General features: G+C 65.0%; 14 protein-coding genes. 8 read left to right on the top strand and 6 right to left on the bottom strand.

Annotation, left to right across the window (positions count from 1 at the left end):
* Window positions 1-54 precede the first annotated feature (54 nt).
* From JC881_RS04980 to JC881_RS04965, 4 genes are all read left to right on the top strand, one after another.
* Complete coding sequence (locus JC881_RS04980) at window positions 55-837, top strand: SDR family oxidoreductase (protein ID WP_198784547.1); 783 nt, start codon at window positions 55-57, stop codon at window positions 835-837.
* Window positions 838-914: 77 nt separating this feature from the next.
* Window positions 915-1,748, top strand: a complete 834-nt coding sequence (locus JC881_RS04975; protein WP_233101528.1) for a DMT family transporter — start codon at window positions 915-917, stop codon at window positions 1,746-1,748.
* Window positions 1,745-2,167 carry an acyl-CoA thioesterase gene (locus JC881_RS04970; protein ID WP_198784545.1) on the top strand — a complete coding sequence of 141 codons (423 nt, stop codon included), beginning with the start codon at window positions 1,745-1,747 and terminating at the stop codon, window positions 2,165-2,167. The genes JC881_RS04975 and JC881_RS04970 overlap by 4 nt, the downstream gene beginning before the upstream one ends.
* 6 nt (window positions 2,168-2,173) lie before the next feature.
* The gene (locus JC881_RS04965; protein WP_198784544.1) at window positions 2,174-2,869 is read left to right on the top strand and encodes a M949_RS01915 family surface polysaccharide biosynthesis protein; all 696 of its coding nucleotides are present in this window, start codon (window positions 2,174-2,176) and stop codon (window positions 2,867-2,869) included.
* A gap of 37 nt (window positions 2,870-2,906) precedes the next feature.
* On the opposite strand, the gene JC881_RS04960 is transcribed toward JC881_RS04965, so the two are convergent.
* Window positions 2,907-4,481 carry a GNAT family N-acetyltransferase gene (locus JC881_RS04960; RefSeq protein ID WP_198784543.1) on the bottom strand — a complete coding sequence of 525 codons (1,575 nt, stop codon included), beginning with the start codon at window positions 4,479-4,481 and terminating at the stop codon, window positions 2,907-2,909.
* Between the two features lie 18 nt (window positions 4,482-4,499).
* The gene (locus JC881_RS04955; protein WP_198784542.1) at window positions 4,500-4,736 is read right to left on the bottom strand and encodes a hypothetical protein; all 237 of its coding nucleotides are present in this window, start codon (window positions 4,734-4,736) and stop codon (window positions 4,500-4,502) included.
* A gap of 292 nt (window positions 4,737-5,028) precedes the next feature.
* Here JC881_RS04955 and JC881_RS04950 point away from each other — a divergent pair, with 292 nt between their 5' ends.
* A complete protein-coding gene (locus JC881_RS04950) occupies window positions 5,029-5,193 on the top strand; it encodes a LysE family transporter (RefSeq protein WP_198784904.1) in 165 nt (54 codons plus the stop codon).
* Between the two features lie 22 nt (window positions 5,194-5,215).
* Here JC881_RS04950 and JC881_RS04945 read toward each other — a convergent pair whose 3' ends face one another.
* Complete coding sequence (locus JC881_RS04945) at window positions 5,216-6,571, bottom strand: sensor histidine kinase (RefSeq protein WP_198784541.1); 1,356 nt, start codon at window positions 6,569-6,571, stop codon at window positions 5,216-5,218.
* The gene (locus JC881_RS04940) at window positions 6,568-7,242 is read right to left on the bottom strand and encodes a winged helix-turn-helix domain-containing protein (protein ID WP_198784540.1); all 675 of its coding nucleotides are present in this window, start codon (window positions 7,240-7,242) and stop codon (window positions 6,568-6,570) included. Before JC881_RS04940 ends, JC881_RS04945 begins: the two co-directional genes overlap by 4 nt.
* Window positions 7,243-7,425: 183 nt before the next feature.
* Between JC881_RS04940 and JC881_RS04935 the strand changes: the two genes are divergently transcribed.
* The 3 genes from JC881_RS04935 to JC881_RS04925 are packed head-to-tail and all read left to right on the top strand — an operon-like array spanning window position 7,426 to window position 10,474.
* Window positions 7,426-8,091: a phosphatase PAP2 family protein gene (locus tag JC881_RS04935; RefSeq protein WP_233101525.1), complete on the top strand. Its 666-nt coding sequence runs from the start codon at window positions 7,426-7,428 to the stop codon at window positions 8,089-8,091.
* Complete coding sequence (locus tag JC881_RS04930) at window positions 8,078-8,647, top strand: phosphatase PAP2 family protein (RefSeq protein WP_198784538.1); 570 nt, start codon at window positions 8,078-8,080, stop codon at window positions 8,645-8,647. Before JC881_RS04935 ends, JC881_RS04930 begins: the two co-directional genes overlap by 14 nt.
* Before the next feature lie 57 nt (window positions 8,648-8,704).
* Window positions 8,705-10,474, top strand: a complete 1,770-nt coding sequence (locus tag JC881_RS04925) for a phosphoethanolamine transferase (protein ID WP_198784537.1) — start codon at window positions 8,705-8,707, stop codon at window positions 10,472-10,474.
* Between the two features lie 123 nt (window positions 10,475-10,597).
* Here JC881_RS04925 and JC881_RS04920 read toward each other — a convergent pair whose 3' ends face one another.
* Entirely contained in the window at window positions 10,598-11,176 is a 579-nt protein-coding gene (locus JC881_RS04920; protein WP_042577136.1) for a peroxidase-related enzyme, read from the bottom strand.
* A gap of 73 nt (window positions 11,177-11,249) precedes the next feature.
* Complete coding sequence (locus JC881_RS04915; protein WP_198784536.1) at window positions 11,250-12,524, bottom strand: HAD family hydrolase; 1,275 nt, start codon at window positions 12,522-12,524, stop codon at window positions 11,250-11,252.
* Window positions 12,525-12,604: the final 80 nt, after the last annotated feature.

The following is a 12,604-nucleotide window of genomic DNA, read 5'->3' as shown; positions in this document are numbered from 1 at the left end:
ATTTTAGGGGGAGCGCAACCCGTCACCTCCGCGACTCACCAGGACCCCTTTTTCATGGCTTACAGCATCGATCTTTCGGGCCGCGTGGCCTTCGTCACCGGCGCCTCCAGCGGCCTGGGGGCCCAGTTCGCGAAAACGCTGGCGCGCGCCGGCGCCGCGGTCGTCCTGGCCAGCCGCCGGGTCGAAAAACTCAAGGAACTGCGCGCCCGCATCGAAGGCGAAGGCGGCGATGCCCACGTCGTCGAACTCGACGTGACCGACCACGGCAGCATCAAGGCCGCCGTCGCGCGCGCCGAGACCGAGGTCGGCCCGATCGACGTCCTGGTCAACAACTCGGGCGTCAACGTGCGCCAGCGCCTGCAGGACGTGACGCCCGACAACTACGACTTCATCTTCGACACCAACCTGAAGGGCGCCTTCTTCGTCGCGCAGGAAGTGGGCAAGCGCATGCTGGCGCGCGCCGACGGCTCGGCGCCCGGCACCTACATCGGCGGTCGCATCATCAACATCGCCTCGGTCGCCGCGCTCAAGTCGGTGGCCAACATCGGCGCCTACGGCATGAGCAAGGCCGCGGTGGTGCAGATGACCAAGGCCATGGCGCTGGAGTGGGGGCGCTTCGGCATCAACGTGAACGCGCTGTGCCCGGGCTACATCGCCACCGAACTGAACGAAGCGCTCTGGAGCACCGAGGCCGGGGAGAAGCTGGTCAGCATCCTGCCGCGCAAGCGCGTGGGCAAGGCCGAAGACCTGGACGGCCTGATCGTGCTGCTGGCCAGCGGCCAGAGCCATTTCGTGAACGGCGCCGTCATCGCGGCCGACGACGGGTTCGCAGTCTGAATTCACGCACGTCGATCGGCATTGCCGCAGGCCTCGGCGCGGGCGCGCTCTGGGGCCTGGTGTTCGTGGCGCCGCGCATGGTCGGGCACTTCGGCATGGTCGACATCACGGCCGCGCGCTTCGCGGTGTTCGGCGCGATCTCGGGGCTCGCGCTGTTCGCGCGGCCTGCCGCCGTGCGCTGGCCGAATAGGCAGCAGGCGCTCGCGGCGCTGGGCCTGAGCGTGCTGGGCTTCAGCGGCTACTACCTGCTGCTGGCCTTCGGCATCGCGGCGGCCGGCACCGAGGTGCCCAGTCTCATCATCGGCACGATTCCCGTCTGGATGATGCTGCTCGGCCGGCCCGCGGGGCTGCAGATGCGCGCGCTGCTGCCCGGGCTCGTGCTCACGGGCGCGGGCATCGCGCTGATGATCTGGGGCGCATGGTCGGCGCAGCATGGCACGGCGGGCGATGGCGGCGCGCGCTTCGGCTGGGGCATCGCGCTCGCGCTGTGTTCCATGGTGAGCTGGACCATCTACGGACTGCTCAACGCCAAATGGCTGCAGCGCCACACCGAGCTGAACGCGACCGACTGGGCCAACTGGCTCGGCATCGCCACGGGCCTGGGCGCACTACTGCTGTGGCTGGTGGCGGGCAGCAGCCTCACCACGCTGCAGTCGCAGCCCGACGGCACGCTCTTCATCTGGATCGCATTGGCGGGCGGCTTCGGCTCCTCGTGGCTCGCGACCATCCTCTGGAACGTCGCCAGCCAGCGCCTCTCGGCGAGCCTGTGCGGCCAACTGATCGTGAGCGAGACGCTGTTCGCCTTGCTCTATTCCTTCGTCTGGGACGGCCGCTGGCCGCAGGCCACCGAATGGGTGGCGGCACTGCTGTTCGTGCTGGGCATCCTCGCATCCATCAAGGCGCACCGATGAGAATCGAAATCCCCGAAAAGAAGAAGCTCGTGTACGAGATGTCCATCCCCATCCGCTGGGGCGACATGGACGCCATGGGCCACCTGAACAACGGCACCTACTTCCGGTATCTCGAAACCGCGCGCATCGACTGGATGCGCTCCATCGGCTTCGAGCCCGAGCCGGGCGGCGAGGGCATGGTGATCGTCAATGCCTTCTGCAATTTCTACCGGCAGATCGAATACCCGGGCAACGTGCTGCTCAAGATGTACGTGAGCGACCCGGGCCGCACCACCTTCGAGAGCTGGGGCACGATGGCGCGCGAAGAAGCGCCCGAGGTGATCTGCGCGGCCGGCGGGGCGACAACGATCTGGGTGGATTTTCCGAAGCAGAAGGCGTTGGCGCTGCCCGACTGGCTGCGCACGCTGGTGAGCGAGTAACGCACGATGAAACGCAACCTGTTGACGCTCGCCGCGTTCGCGCTGCTCGCCGCCGCGAGCCATGCCCAGACGACGAAGGCCGAGCCGAACGCATGCCCGGCCGATGCGCCGTTCCTGAACGCGGACGCGGTGAAGAAAGCCGGCGTCGAACTCCCGGTGTTCAAGCGCTATTGCTACACCGACAAGTCCGGCAGCTACGCCTTGCTGCTCTCCGAGAAGCAAGACCTGCCCTTCACCAAGGAGACGCTGTCCTCCGCCCTCCAGGCCACGCTCTTCAAGGTAGGGAGCGACGGCAGCCTCACCCGGCAATGGTCGATCCGCGACTTCGCGGGCAAGGACGATGCGGGCATCAACTTCAGGTCGAAGCTCTCCGAGTTCGCCGATCTCGATGGGGACGGGCTCATCGATCCGATCCTGGTCTACCGCTTCTTCGCCCCGAGCGACAAGGACAACTTCGACAGCGACGACTTCTCGGGCGCCATCAAGATCGTCGCGTTCCACCAAGGGCGCAAGGTGGTGATCCACGCCATCACCGGCGACCTGGACGGCGATCGCAGCACGAGGGCCAACGCGGACTTCTTCGCGCTGCCGAAGCCCGTGCGCGCGCACCTTGTCGCGAAGATGGCCGGCATGTACAAGGCCGGCCAGTTCGGCTTCGACAACTCCGACGACTTCATGCCGAAGAAGGCGAAGGCGCGCTAGGCCCGGTAAAGCGAGCAGGCGAAGGGAAGGCGACTGGTCAGACGATCCTGGCGTAGATCCTCTGGTCCAGATATTCGTCGCCTATCTTTTCCGCCTGCCGGAGCGTTCCTTCGAACTGGAATCCCAGACGTTCGGCAACGGCGCGACTTTGTCGGTTTCTGGCAGCGCATTTGATGATGAAGCGCCGGATCTCGCGGGCTGCGGCGTAGGCTTGGACAAGCGCTTTGATCGAGTTCGAAACGATGCCCTCCTTCTCGTGATCGCTGGCCAGCCAATACCCTAAATCGCCGATGCCGTTGGAAAAATCGAGGTGGTTGAAAGATATGACGCCGGCAAGCTCGCCATTGAATTCCGCGATATAGATGGCATTGGAGTTTCCAAAGGATTTTTCAGAGTTTGCGCAAAACCGGGCCGTGTCTTCGAAGCTGTTGATGAATCTTGGCCAGTGCAGGGATTTTGAAAGCCGCTCTTTTTCCCTCACGATCATTTGGTGAAGCGCCGGCCCATCGCTTTGCGAAATGGCTTTCAGTTTGATCGAAGTGCCGACGGCCATGGCGCGCAAATCGTCATTGTGCAATTTCGGAAATGCTTCCGGGACGTGGGACTCGAGCGATGATTCGATGGGATTCCAGGATTGAATCCGGGGACGGTCAATCGAGGCTTTGCCGATCAGCGCTTGAATGAGGCGCGATGAAAGGAGCGATGCAAGCAGCATATTGGTCGGTCCATAGCTCGGCATGATTGAATTCGGTGAGCGCCGCCATTGAATCCGGGGCGATGGATTGGGGGTCGGCTGATCGCTCTTCATGTCGGGCGGACTGTGAATTACATGCGCCATGTGGTGCATATAGCCTGCACCAAATACGTGAACACCGCATTCCAATGCAATTTCCGGTCCGCTTCCGACCAGGGTTTCCGGTTCGTCCGCAGCGATCACAATGCATTCTGAGTTCCGCGCATTTGCCTTTATCCAGTCCTTGTCGATTTTTTGATTGATCGCCTGAATATCGCAGCCGTCGAATCGCTCGTGCAGTTTCTCGACCAATGCGCGAGTCTTGAATTTTCCGATGTCCTTTCGGGTCCAGAAAAGCTGGCGATTCAAGTTGCTTTCCTCGATTGAATCGCCATCGGCGATAGTGAATTTTCTGATCCCGGCTCCGGCCAGAATCATCGCCGTGTTGCTCCCGATACCTCCGCAGCCGACGATCATCACTCTGACTCGGGATATGGTTTCCATGGTCGAGTTCACATCTTCGCAAGTCTCCGCATTGCAGCAGTAAAAGCTCGCATTTCTGCTGTGCTGCGCGCTCGACAGCAATCGTTGTGTTTGAATTTGTGCTTCGGAACTCCCGTTCAGCAAAGCGCCGGACATTTCCAGCGCTTCGAGCAGGTCTTCTTCGGAATTTCCATCGAAATGGCATGTTCCTTTGGGGCTCCAAACAAAGGTGCTCCCATTCTCGGAATTGCCAAAAAAGGTCGACGGCAAAATAATTCCCAAGGGCTTGCCACGGTAGCTCAGGATATGGTCGTTTATAAAAATATGATCTTCCATGCCGAGTATGAAAAATAAAAAAGAAAAGCCGCTACGCTTGAAGGCATAGCGGCCGTGCATTCTGTAGTTGCGGTGTTGTCAGTTGCAGAGAACCTGCATCCGATCTGGCGCGACGTGGCATCCTCGATTCACCGTCATCCGGGACGGCCCCGTCGTCGTGATACTGCTCGATGGCCTTTCCGCTACAGAGATCTTGATCACAGGCTGCGTCTCCACCGCACGATTGCCCATTATTTCCTCGGCAGGGACGGATGCTTGGGCTGCGCCAATTCCGAACACAAATGAGGCAAGGCCGATTGAAATTTTCTTCTTCATTTAACGACTCCCTTTGTTGAAAAATCGTCCGCAAAGCGCGAACGAACTAGATTAGTCCCTAAACGTAGCGCGATATGGAAGTTTTTCACAAAAGACACGATGGAATTGAGCAGGTCGGCGGTTTTTTTGATTGAATTGTTATTTCAATTTTCCAAACACTAACAAGGTGACAGCGGGATTGATGAGAGGGCCGCGCGAGAAAGAGTGCGCCGGCTTGCCGGGCGCCGCGCAGACCCTGGCGGCTGCGTGAACAGCCGTTTTCAAAAATCCAAATCAATACACCACTGTCTCGATTGATTTCTTCATCTGGTTTACTTTCCTGAGCTTCGGCGCCCGCCTGGCAGCGCCCTTGTTCCGCGATCGGCGCGCCTGGCAGGCGCTCGACCTCATCGTCGCTTTTTCGATGATGGCGTTGGCGATGAAGCTCGTCTCTGACTATCCCTGGCGGCCCCTGTAGCGCCGCACGCGGCGCGACCCGCTCAGGCCGGCCGCAACACGATCCGCGCCTCGAACCCCTGCGCCGCACCCGCAGGCGGCGACGCGAGCTCGAGCTTCGCGTTGTGCTTCTCGACGATCGTGCCCACGATCGACAGGCCCAGCCCGTAGCCCGCGCGGTCCGAGCCGTGGCGCACGTGGCGTTGCTGCAGCGTCTTCAGCTGCACCGCGCTCACGCCCGCGCCGAAGTCCCTCACCACCAGCGTGCAGGGCGCCGCCACTTCGATCACCACGCGCCCGCCACCGCCATAGCGCAGCGCGTTCTCCACCAGGTTGCGCAGCGCGATCGCCAGCGCATCGACATCGCCGAACGCCACGGGCGCGGCGCTGTCGGGCACCTTGAGCTTCAGGCGCTCGCTGTTGAGCGGGTCTTGCCAGAACTCCTGCGCCACGGTGCCCGCGAGCTGCACCAGGTCGACCCGCGCGCGCGTGAGCGATGCGCCCGATTCCGCGCGCGAGAGCTGCAGCAGCTTTTCGGTGCGATGGCTCAGCATTTGCAGCGCCTGGAGCGCGCCTTGCACGTCCTCGCGCTTGAGGTCATGGTCCAGCGCGGTCTGCAGGCGCAGGCGCGCGGCGGCCAGCGGGGTGCGCAACTCGTGCGCCGCGTTGGCGGCGAGCGCGCGCTCCACGTCGAGCGATTGCGCCAGGCGCTCCAGGAGGCTGTTGACGTGGTCGCCCACCGAGCGCAGCTCCTGCGGCAGGCCGGGGAGGGTGATCGGGCGCAGGTCGGTGCCGCTGCGCTTCTCGATCTCGCCGGCCAGTTGCTGCAGCACGCGCAGCTCGGTGCGCGCCACGTTGCGCAGCACCAGCGCGAGCAGCGGCAGCACCGCGCCGAGCGGAATGATGAGGCCGAACAATGTGCGGTTGAGCGCGCGCCGGCGCTCGTCCAGCGGATCGGCCACCTGGAAATAGAGCCCGAGCGTCGGATGCCGCACGGTGTAGATGCGCCAGGTCTGGTTGTTCGCAAAGCCCGCGGCCAGCGGAACATCGAAGGCATCGATGGGCGCCTCGGCCGAGCGCAGCAGCACGTGCTCGTGGATGTCGACCACCTGGTACATCACCGCGTCTTCGGAGAAGAGTTGCTTGGGCGCCACCAGCGGCGTGCTCGGCACGGCGCCGCCCTTGTGCTGCAGCTTGTCCAGCTCCTGCACGGCCATGTCGAACATGCGGTGCGACACCTCGACCAGTTCGTTGTCGAAGTTGTGGTTGATCTCGCGGTCCACATACCAGACGACGGCGAACACGCACAGGAGCCACACGCCGCCGACCCACAGGATGAGCGTGCGCGTGAGGCGCCCGGCCAGCGAGTCGCGACCGTAGGTGATGCGGGCCGCGCTCATTCGTCCTCGTCCGCCGAGAACGACAGCCGGTAGCCCAGGCCCCGCAGCGTCTGGATGTGGCTCTTGCCGAGCTTGCGGCGCAGGCGGCTGATGAAGACTTCGAGCGTGTTGCTGTCGGCCTCGTCGCCGAAGCCGTAGAGCGCATCGGCCAGGTTCTCGCGCGTGTGGATGCGCTCGGGGCGCGTGGCCATCACGCGCAAGAGCGCCCATTCCTTTTGCGTGAGCACGACGGGCGTGCCGTCCTTGCGCACGCGGTCGTGGGCCAGGTCGATCTCCAGCGTGCCGAACTGCAGCACGGGCGAGGTGTTGGCGCTGCGCCGGCGCTCGACCGCGCGCAGCCGTGCGAGCAATTCGGCGGGGTCGTAGGGCTTGATGAGGTAGTCGTCGGCGCCGGCATCCAAGCCGCGGATGCGGTCGGTGACCTGGTCGCGCGCCGTGAGCACGATGACGATCGGGGGCTCGCGCAACGCGCGCACCTGCGGCAGCAGCGAGAGGCCGTCGCCGTCGCCCAGGTGCAGATCGAGCAGCACCGCCGCGTACTGCACCGAGAGCAGGGCGCCGCGCGCATCGGCCAGGCTGGGCGCCACATCGACGACGAACGCCTTGGCCAGCAGATAGCTGCACACGGCATCTGCCAAGGAAGTGTCATCTTCGACGAGCAATATGCGCACGCGGTGTGTCTCTGAAAAAACACGAAGTCTAGCGCCGCAGGGCGGCCGGAGGGCCGCGTCAGGATTCGTTCAGGTCGCTTCAGACTGGGTTCATTTCGCGAACGTAGGCTCGCGCCAGTTTTTGTCGAGGCCTGGTTTTTTCAAATGACACGCACCGCGAATCTCCGTTCCGGAGTCCTGACCTTGCTCGCACTGGCCTTGTTGATGACGTGGGACGCCTCCGGCGGCGACCTCTGGCTCGCACGCATGGCCGGCACGCCGATGGGCTTTCCGTGGCGCGAGAACCCGTTCCTGGTCCACGTGATGCATGCGGGCGCCAGAAACCTGAGCTGGCTGCTGGTGATCGGCCTGTTCGCCGCCATCCGCTGGCCGGTGGGCATCCTGCGCAAGCTGCCCGTGCGAGACCGCGCGCAGCTGGCGCTGACCGTGCTGGCCTCGGTGCTGGCCGTGAGCCTCATCAAGCATTTCAGCGACACCAGCTGCCCTTGGGACCTCAAGGAGTTCGGCGGTGTCGCGCACTACGTGTCGCATTGGGCGTGGGGCGTCGGCGACGGCGGGGCGGGTGGGTGCTTCCCGGCCGGGCACGCCTCGGCCGCGTTCGCCTATGTCGGCGGCTACTTCGTGCTGCGCCGGGTGTCCGCCCGCGCGGCGTTCATCTGGCTGGGCGTGGCGGTGCTCGCCGGCCTCACGCTGGGGCTGTCGCAGCAACTGCGCGGCGCCCACTACATGAGCCACACGCTGTGGACCGCGTGGATCTGCTGGTCGGTGGCGTTCGCCATCGACATGGCGATGGCCCCGCGCAAACAGAACCTGCTCGAACCATCAGCCCCCCTTCATGCAAGCTCTTGATTTCGCCCTGTTCGCGTGGCTCAACGCGGACGTCTCGGCGCCGCTGTGGCTCATCGAATTCGCCCGTTTCGCCTCCGAGGTGCTGCCGGCCCTGCTGGCCCTGACGATCGTCGCGGGCGCGATGTTCGACAAGCGCTGGCGCTATGCGCTCTTCACCGCGTTGGTGAGCGTGCTGGTGACGTGGATCGTCGTGAACGTGTTCCGCTCGGCGCTGCCGTTTCCCCGGCCCGCGGCCTACGGCCTGGGCATCCAGTGGGCGCCGCAGGGCGCGCGGCCCGGCTTTCCGAGCCTGCACACGGCCACGACCTTTGCCGCCGCCTTCTCGTTGTGGTGCCTGCCGCGCCGCGCGCCCATGCTGGCGGCGCTCGCCGTGGCGGCGGTGGTGGGCTGGAGCCGCCTCTACCTGGGCCTGCATTTCCCCTCGGACGTGGCCGCGGCGGTGCTGCTGGGCGCGCTGGTGTCGATCATGGTGGAACGCGGCGTGAGCCGTCCGCTGCACCTCGCGCTGGCCAGGATGCCGGCCCGCCGCCGGCGGGCGCGCGCACGGCGAGCCTGAACACGGCCTGAACCGGGAGTTCAGGTTCCTTTCAGGCGCGGTCCCTACATTCGTTGTATGTCGTTTTCGCGTATCGAGCCTGCACCCGCGCATCGCGTGCCTTTTCCCGGAGCTTCCGAGGCTCCCGAGGCATCGGCGCCACACCTTCCCTCGGCCGGCGCGCTGTGGCAACGTATCGACCAGTGGCTCGCCCGCCCGCGCTCCGCGGCGCAGGTCGTGCTCTGGCTCGGCCTGTACCTGGCGCTCACCGCCAACTGGCCGCTGTGGAACGAGTTGGCCCGCATCGGCGGTGCGCCCAGCACCTACCTGCCGACGGTCATGGCCATGAGCCTGCTCACGCTGTGCGGCACGGTGGCGATGCTCTCGCTCACGGCCTGGTCGCGCTGGCTCAAGCCGCTGTGGTTCGCGGTGGTCGTGCTGGCCGCGGTGACGCAGCACTACATGCTCGAATACCGCGTCGTCATGGACCCGACCATGATCGCCAACGCGCTGCAGACCGACCCCAACGAAGCGCGCGACTTGCTGAGCTGGCGCATGGCCTTCAACGTGCTGGTGGTCGCACTGCCCGCGGGCCTCTTGCTCTGGCGCGTGCGCATCGCGCGGATGGGCTTTCTGTCGAAGCTCTGGCGCAACGCGGCGCTGCTGGTGCTGGCCTTGCTCGTGGCGGTAGGCACGGGCGTGGCGATGAACCGGCAGCTCGCGCCGCTGATGCGCAACAACATCCACCTGCGCTACATGATGAACCCGATCGCGAGCCTGTATTCGACGGGCGCGGTGTTCATCAAGCCGCTCTTCAAGCGCAGCGGCAAGCTCATCTCGATCACCGCCGGCACCTCGCTCGGCGCGAGCTACGCGGCGCAGGTGCGCCCGCCGATGTTCGTGGTGGTGGTGGGCGAAACGGCGCGGGCCGACCACTTCGCGCTCAACGGCTATGCGCGCGACACCACGCCCGAGCTGGCCAAGCGCGGCGTGCTGAGCTACCGCGACGTGCACTCATGCGGCACCAACACGCTGGCCTCGGTGCCCTGCATGTTCTCGCCGCTGGGGAAGCAAGGCTACGAATCGCGCAAGGACGACTACGAGAACCTCGTGGACGTGCTGCAGGCCTCGGGCCTGGCCGTGCTGTGGCTGGACAACCAGGCCGGCTGCAAGGACGTGTGCACGCGCATCCCCAACGCCTCGGCCTTCGACGGGCTCGATGCGGCCACCAAGAAGGCGCTGTGCGATGGCGACGAGTGCCTCGATGACGTGATGTTGAAGAACCTGGACGCACGCATCGCCGCGCTCCCGGCCGAGCGCCGCGCCAAGGGCGTGGTGCTGGTCATGCACCAGATGGGCAGCCACGGCCCGGCCTACTACAAGCGTTCCGCGCCCGACGTGAAGCGCTTCACGCCCGAGTGCAAGACCAACGCGCTGGCCGAGTGCGGGCACAACGAGCTGATGAACGTCTACGACAACTCCATCGCCGAGACCGACCGCTTTCTCGCACGCACCATCGACTGGCTCCAGGCCCAATCGAAGCAGTACGACCCGGGCATGCTGTACGTGAGCGACCATGGCGAATCGCTCGGCGAATACGGCCTGTTCCTGCACGGCGTGCCCTACAGCTTCGCGCCCGAAGCGCAGAAGCACGTGCCGATGGTCACCTGGTTCGGCGAAGGCCTGAGCGAGCGCCGCAAGCTCTCGCGCGCGTGCATGGAAGCGGGCCTGGATGCGCCGCTCACGCACGACAACCTCTATCACACGGTGCTGGGCGTGATGGACGTGAACACGCCCACCTACAAGCCCGCGCTGGACGCGCTGGCGACGTGCCGCGCGAAGGCCTGATGTCCAACCGTTCGGGCTGAGCTTGTCGAAGCCTTGCGCGGCGCTTCGACAAGCTCAGCGTGAACGGATTTTTCTTCGGCAAGAACCGAGAACACCGGTTCGTGCCTTGTCGGACGCAGGCCTTTACTTCTTCTCGCGCGGCAGCCTTCCCATCAGGAAGAATTCGTTGTTCGGCTGCATGCCGCTGAAGCTCGCGAGGCGGTTGCTCAGGCCGAAGAAGGCGGTGATGGCCGCGATGTCCCAGATGTCCTCGTCATCGAAGCCGTGCGCGTGCAGCGGCGGGAAGTCGCTGTCGTCGATTTCGTGCGAGCGGTCGCACACCTTCATCGCGAAGTCGAGCATCGCGCGCTGGCGCGGCGTGATGTCGGCCTTGCGGTAATTGACCGCCACCTGGTCCGCGACCAGCGGCTTCTTCTCGTAGATGCGCAAGAGCGCGCCGTGCGCCACCACGCAATAGAGGCACTGGTTGGCCGCGCTGGTGGTGGTGACGATCATCTCGCGGTCGCCCTTGGTGAGCGAGCCTTCTTCCTTGAGCATCAGCGCGTCGTGGTACGCGAAGAAGGCGCGCCATTCGGCCGGGCGGCGCGCGAGGCCGAGGAACACGTTGGGCACGAAGCCCGCCTTCTCCTGCACGGCGAGGATCGCGGTGCGGATGTCTTCGGGCAGGTCCTTGAGTTCGGCGAGGGGATAGCGGGCGGCCATGGTTTGTCTCCTGGTGTTCGATGCCAGGATCATAGGCACGTACCCATCCAGCTCTCGCTGTCGGGCCCTGGCGCTACTTGAGCGCCTTGCCCTGCGTCGCGCCCAGCGGCGTGTGCAGCTGCGAGGCCACCCACTGGCCGGTGTTGTCGTCGCGGCCCTGCAGCAGGTAGCGCGTGTCGGGCTTGCCGTAGCCCTGCACGGCCATCGCCGAGAACTTGCCGATGTCGGTCTTCGGATCGCGCAGGCGGTTGACGATCAGCACCTTCTTCGTGTCGGCGAAGTCGGCCATCATGTTCTGGTCGCCCTCGCTGTCCCCGGCGATGAAGCTCGGGCCGTAGCCGTACTTGGCGACCAGGAAGCGCTGGATGTTCTTGGTCTTGCCCGGCCCCTGCGTCTGGTCGTAGCCGCGGCGGTACTCGGGCTGGATCAGGCCGTTGGCGTCGCGCTCCAGCTCCATCGCGAGCACGCGATCGGGCGGGTTGTTGTAGCCGAAGGCGGGGTTCGACGAGATCTCCTTGATCACATCCACGAACGACGCCGAGCACACCCACACATCGAAGCCCGCGTTGCGAAAGGCGGCATACAGCGCCTGCATTTCGGGCTGCAGCCGGAGGCCGTTCTTCCAGCTCACCGAGACCACGCCCGCCTGGCCCGGCAGCGCGGCCGGCGAGGTCCATTTGATCTTGGCCACCGGCTCCTTCAACTGCCACGCCACCGTGTCGGCCGTGAGCTTGCGCACCTGCGCCTCGGTCATGCCGACGAAGAGGTATGTGACCCACGGGTAGGCCGTGTCGTGGTCGAAGGTGTCGCCGATGGCCTCGTAGAGATAGCGCACCTTGGTGGTGAAGGCGATGTAGTTCGGATCGAGCTTCACGGCCGCCAGCGGCTTGTTGCCCTTCAGGGCGCTGCAGTTCTGGTAGAGCCAGGTGTAGCTGGCCACGATGTCGGGCACCACGAGGTCGATGTTGACCGGCTTGCCCGCCGCGTTGTTGTACGCGGGCAGGAAGTCTTTCTTCGGAATGTTCTTGCGCAGCGCCACTTCGAGCTGCGCGGGCGTCGCGCCGAAGGCGAGGTTCTCCAACTGGTAGATGAGCGAGGCCTCCTCGATGTCGAGGAAGACGCTGGTGTTGTCCCAGTCGAACACCACGTAGGGCGGCCTGGCGGCGTTGTAGCCCGCGCTGCCTTTGCCGAGGCCGGCGATGAGGCCTTCGATCTGCGCGCGGTTGAAGGCGTCCCAGTGGGCGGGGGACAGGCCCTTGCCGGGCGAGAGGCTGGCGCAGCCGGTGGCGGCGAGCGTGGTCGTGAGCGCGGCAGCGAGCGGCGTGAGAAGGACGAGGCGGCGTTGCATGCGTTCCCTGTTGTTGTGCGTTGTGGACGAGAAGCGCCGAGCGTATGCAGCGCTCGTGACACTTCCGCATCGACGTACGC

Source organism: Variovorax sp. IB41, assembly GCF_016405905.1.
Lineage (GTDB): Bacteria > Pseudomonadota > Gammaproteobacteria > Burkholderiales > Burkholderiaceae_C > Variovorax.
The sequence above is the reverse complement of the archived record's forward strand: the minus strand, read 5'-3'. Positions and strand labels throughout refer to the sequence as shown.

Excerpts from the sequence above, each read along its gene's own strand:
- JC881_RS04955 (WP_198784542.1), bottom strand. The coding sequence starts at position 4,736 with ATGAAGAAGAAAATTTCAATCGGCCTTGCCTCATTTGTGTTCGGAATT.
- JC881_RS04915 (WP_198784536.1), bottom strand. The coding sequence starts at position 12,524 with ATGCAACGCCGCCTCGTCCTTCTCACGCCGCTCGCTGCCGCGCTCACG.
- JC881_RS04920 (WP_042577136.1), bottom strand. The coding sequence starts at position 11,176 with ATGGCCGCCCGCTATCCCCTCGCCGAACTCAAGGACCTGCCCGAAGAC.
- JC881_RS04980 (WP_198784547.1), top strand. The coding sequence starts at position 55 with ATGGCTTACAGCATCGATCTTTCGGGCCGCGTGGCCTTCGTCACCGGC.
- JC881_RS04960 (WP_198784543.1), bottom strand. The coding sequence starts at position 4,481 with ATGCACGGCCGCTATGCCTTCAAGCGTAGCGGCTTTTCTTTTTTATTT.
- JC881_RS04925 (WP_198784537.1), top strand. The coding sequence starts at position 8,705 with ATGTCGTTTTCGCGTATCGAGCCTGCACCCGCGCATCGCGTGCCTTTT.
- JC881_RS04975 (WP_233101528.1), top strand. The coding sequence starts at position 915 with ATGGTCGGGCACTTCGGCATGGTCGACATCACGGCCGCGCGCTTCGCG.
- JC881_RS04970 (WP_198784545.1), top strand. The coding sequence starts at position 1,745 with ATGAGAATCGAAATCCCCGAAAAGAAGAAGCTCGTGTACGAGATGTCC.
- JC881_RS04945 (WP_198784541.1), bottom strand. The coding sequence starts at position 6,571 with ATGAGCGCGGCCCGCATCACCTACGGTCGCGACTCGCTGGCCGGGCGC.
- JC881_RS04930 (WP_198784538.1), top strand. The coding sequence starts at position 8,078 with ATGCAAGCTCTTGATTTCGCCCTGTTCGCGTGGCTCAACGCGGACGTC.
- JC881_RS04965 (WP_198784544.1), top strand. The coding sequence starts at position 2,174 with ATGAAACGCAACCTGTTGACGCTCGCCGCGTTCGCGCTGCTCGCCGCC.